3 protein-coding genes are annotated in these 4726 nt (G+C 39.0%); all 3 read left to right on the top strand.

The annotated features are described in order from the left end of the window. The first annotated feature begins 167 nt into the window (after positions 1 to 167). The 3 genes from CWB78_RS17040 (at position 168) to CWB78_RS17050 (ending at position 4655) form a co-directional block, all read left to right on the top strand. Entirely contained in the window at positions 168 to 986 is an 819-nt protein-coding gene (locus CWB78_RS17040) for a mechanosensitive ion channel family protein (RefSeq protein WP_138596649.1), read from the top strand. Positions 987 to 1082: 96 nt separating this feature from the next. After that, the gene (locus tag CWB78_RS17045; RefSeq protein ID WP_109875403.1) at positions 1083 to 1865 is read left to right on the top strand and encodes a DUF481 domain-containing protein; all 783 of its coding nucleotides are present in this window, start codon (positions 1083 to 1085) and stop codon (positions 1863 to 1865) included. 123 nt (positions 1866 to 1988) lie between these two features. Continuing rightward, positions 1989 to 4655, top strand: a complete 2667-nt coding sequence (locus CWB78_RS17050) for an SLBB domain-containing protein (protein WP_138596651.1) — start codon at positions 1989 to 1991, stop codon at positions 4653 to 4655. Positions 4656 to 4726: the final 71 nt, after the last annotated feature.

Here is a 4726-nt window from a genome sequence, read left to right on the forward strand (position 1 = left end):
GTAACGGGTAACGGGTAACGGACCTAAAACCTAAAACCTCGAAACCTCGAAACTCGCGGCTCGAATCCCTACCCCCTCAATAAAACGCTGTTGCAAACACCTATTAAAGATTTACAATACAACAAACAATATCGCTAAACTGCTAAATAACACTATCAGGAGTTAATATGGATTCAATACTCAATTGGCTGAATGAAAATTCAGGCTTAATTTTACACTATGGTATTCAAGCAGTTATAGCGCTTGTTATATTTTTACTGGGTGGTCGAATTGCCAAGTTTTGTGCAAATTTAACCGCTAAAGCATTCGACAAGAAAAAAGTAGATAAAGCGGTTTCATCGTTTGTATCTAGTATTGTGTATGCCATTGTATTTGCAGCCACTATTTTAATGGCGCTGTCACAAATCGGTATCGAAACCACGTCATTCATTGCGATTTTAGGTGCTGCAGGTTTAGCGGTTGGCTTAGCACTGCAAGGGTCGTTATCTAACTTTGCATCTGGTGTGCTAATTATTTTACTACGCCCATTTAAATCAGGTGATTATGTTGAAGCTGGCGGTAAAGCCGGTACGATTAAAAAAATCGAAATATTTTCAACAGAAATGCGCACTCCTGATAACAAAGTTATTGTAATGCCTAATTCAAAAATAATGTCAGATGCGATCATTAACTACTCGCGCGAATCAACACGCCGCGTTGATCTTGTGATTGGTGTTGGCTACGACGCCGATTTACGTAAAGCAAAAGAAGTACTTAAATCAGTACTAGATAACGAGTCACGCATTTTAAAAGATCCTGCATACAACGTATCGGTTTCTGAACTTGCCGATTCAAGCGTTAACTTTATCGTACGCCCTTGGGTTAACTCAGAAGATTACTGGCCAACATACTGGTCGTTAATGGAAAACATTAAAATAGCGTTAGACGACGCCGACATTACTATTCCATTTCCACAAATGGATGTGCATTTGCACAAGCAAGACTAATTTTTTAAAAAGTTATTAAGGTAATGCTCACGTTAGGTTTGCTAACGTGCGCGCTGCTTTAAAGAGCATGAATATTTTTTACAGGGTTATTTTTTAATGAAACTTAAGCTTTTATCAATTTTAGTAGCAGCCTCAGCTACAACCAGTGCATTTGCATCAGAAGAAGAACAAAAAACCTGGGAAGTAACCAGTGAAGTGGGCGCTATCATTACCAGCGGTAATACCGAAACAACGACCTTAAAAGGCGGTATTAAAGTATTGCATAACTTAGAAAGTTGGAATAACGAGTATAAGTTAGACGGCATCTACAAAGAAGATGAAGTAGAAAACGACGACGGTACTAAAGAAAAACAGCGTACTAACGAAAAGTACTCTATTTCAGCGCAGGGTAATTACAAATTAAACGAAAAGCACGCTCATTTATTTATTTATGGGTCGCACGTATCTGATTACTTTGGCGCATACCGAAGTGAATCAGTTATTTCAGCGGGTTATGGTTTACGTTTATTAAACGAGTCAAACATGAAACTAAACGCTGAAATTGGTCCGGGTTATAAGTATTTTAAATACCCAGATATTAGCGAAGAGGTTGATGAAAACGGCAACTCATTAGCGGGTGAGTACGAAGGCGAAGTGATTGCCTTAGGTAAAGTAGATTTTAGCTGGAGAATTTCAGACAACGCGCGTTTTACTCAGTTAGTATCAGTGGAATACGGTGATACCAATACCAAAACCCGCTCAGAAACCGCTCTTCTGACTAAAATTAATGGCTCACTACAAATGAAAGTGGCCTACAATATAACCAACAACTCAGACGTGGCTGATGACAAAGAAGCAACTGATACAGAGACCTCATTAACACTTGTTTACAGCTTTTAACATCAAGTAGTAAATAAATTGTAATAAAACTATGAAAGGGGCTAAAGTCCCTTTTTTATTTGCTCATAAATAATGTATGATACCCACCAATTTTTGGTTGTAGACCTAGGGAAATACCTACTCGTGAACGTTATTAAATATTTATTAAGTGCTTTTGTACTTATATGTAGCTTTAGCACATTAGCATTTGCGCCAACAGCCGCTCAACTAGAGCAGTTTCAAAAATTACCTAAGTCACAACAACAGGCTCTGGCAAAGCAGTATGGCGTGGATATTTCAAGCCTTGAAGGTGCTGGTAGCACTAATGGCAAAAATAACGAACAAGACAAGCCCACAGTAGGTGAGCGTAATACCACCGACGAACGAGCTTTTACAGATGAAGAGCGATTCAAGCCAGAAGATAAATCAGTAAAGCCATTCGGTTATGAGCTATTTGCAGGCGAACCAACCACATTTATGCCCAATGAAAGCGCTCCCGTTCCTGATACGTATTTAGTAGGGCGTGGCGATCAGCTATTAATTAACTTTTACGGTAAAGAAAGTGAAAGCTTTGAAGTGATTGTTGACCGTGAAGGCCGCATTAATATTCCCGATTTAAGCCCTGTACAAGTAGCGGGTTTAACCTTTGCTGAAGTTAAAGAACTAATTAAAGTAAAAGTAGAGCAAGAAGTTATTGGTGTTAAAGCGTTTGTATCGCTTGGCAAACTTCGTAGTATTCGTATTTTGGTTTTAGGTGAAGCATACAAGCCAGGCAGCTATAGCGTATCATCACTAACAACAGTGTCGCATGCATTATTTGTAAGTGGTGGTGTATCGGATATTGCTTCACTACGTAATATTCAAGTAAAGCGTGGTGGTAAACTTGTTGCTAATTTTGATTTATACGATTTACTTATTCGTGGTGATAGCAGCAACGATATTATTTTAAAACCTGGCGATGTGGTGTTTATTCCATCGGTAGGAGAGCAAGTAACAGTTGACGGTTTAGTAAAACGCCCTGCTATTTTTGAGCTTAAAAAAGGTGAAACGGCAGAACATTTATTAAAAATGGCCGGCGGTATTAAACCTAATGCTTATGCCAAAAGTGTGGTTGTTGAGCGCTTTAATAATCAACACAAAGAAGTGCTTTCAGTAGATTTTGGCAAAGAGCAAGTTAACTACATTCCGCAAGATGGCGATCGTATTCACTTTAGCGCCATTGGCGAACAATACCAAACTTCAATTAGTTTAATTGGTGCCGTAGTACGACCTGGTAATTACCAGTGGTACAAGGGTAAACGCATTTCAGATATTTTAGGCTCAGTGCGTGGTGATTTATTACCACAGGCCGATTTAGATTATGCATTAGTAGTGCGTGAAACCAACGTAAATGGTGATATTGAGATTCATCAATTCGATTTAGCAAAAGCCATTACAAAAAATACTGAGAACAATTTACAACTTAGCCCTAACGATAAAATTATTGTATTCAGTCGTTTTGAAGAAAAAACTTTAGAAGATATAGCACTTGCAAATTTAGCGTTAACTAAAGAGCAGCAAGACCAACAACGCAAAGCAGAGCTATGGCATGAATACCAACAAAAAGAGTTTGAAAAATACGTTGGTGTAATAACTGAAGAGTCAGAGCCAGAAGAAGAAAATCCAAATTTAAGTATGGCTCAAATGCTTGAGAAAAAGCTAAAAGAGCAAGAAGAGGATGCTAAAAGCTTTGCACTATTTAGCCGACATAATTTACTTAAGCCCGTAATTGCTAAGTTAGAGCAGCAGGCCGGTGTAATGCAGGCTATGCAGATTGTTGAAATTACTGGCAGTGTAATGTACCCAGGCATTTACCCGTTAATGGAAGGTGGTGAGGTAAAAGACCTAATTACTGCCGCAGGCGGCTTGTTAGAGTCGGCTTACACACAACAAGCAGAAGTAACAAGAATTGCCACTAATGATGTATCAAATATTGAGCATATTAAGTTTGACCTAAAAAGCGCCATGCAAGGTAAAACAGCATCTAATATTTCATTACAGAGTAAAGATAGCGTAAATATATTTGCTATACCAAATTGGCAAGAAAACCTAAAAGTAGAGCTTAAAGGTGAGCTTAAATTCCCTGGTACTTACACAATTCGCCGTGGCGAAACCCTAAGTAATTTATTGGAGCGTGCAGGTGGTTTTTCTGATTTTGCAGCAACCAATGCCGCTGTATTTACTCGTAAATCAATTAAAGAACAAGAGCAACAACAGCTATCTCGTTTATCTACCGAGCTTCGCCGTGATATAGCATCTAAAAGTTTTCAAAGTTCAGTAAGTAGTAACACACTTACTTACGATGAAATGAATAAGCTACTAAAGGATCTTGCTAACGTAGATGCGGTTGGACGATTAGTTATAGATTTACCGCTTATTGTTAACAATGAGCAAAACCTAGTACTGCAAGATGGCGATGTACTTTATGTGCCAAGTGAACGCGACTCAATTAGCGTAATAGGTGAGGTTAATTACTCTACCTCGCATCTATATAAAGCAGGCGTAAGCGTAGACGAATACATAGATCTAAGCGGTGGCTTAAAAGAGCGCGCTGCTGATGACCGTATTTACATTATAAAAGCCAACGGTTCAGTAAAAATACCAAATACCGGCAACTGGTTTGCTGTTAATAACTCAGACCAACTTGAACCAGGCGACACCATTGTTGTCCCACTAGATGCCGGCCATATGGATAAGCTAACGCTTTGGAGCACGGCAACACAGATTCTATATCAATTAGGTGTAGCAGTAGCAGCCATAAGCGGTATTTAATATAATGTAGCAGCGGGTTTATCCCGCGCAAACGTAGCAGCGACTTTATGTCGCGTCTGTTAGTGATTTTA

The sequence above is a fragment of the Pseudoalteromonas sp. S1612 genome, from assembly GCF_005887175.1.
Lineage (GTDB): Bacteria > Pseudomonadota > Gammaproteobacteria > Enterobacterales > Alteromonadaceae > Pseudoalteromonas > Pseudoalteromonas undina.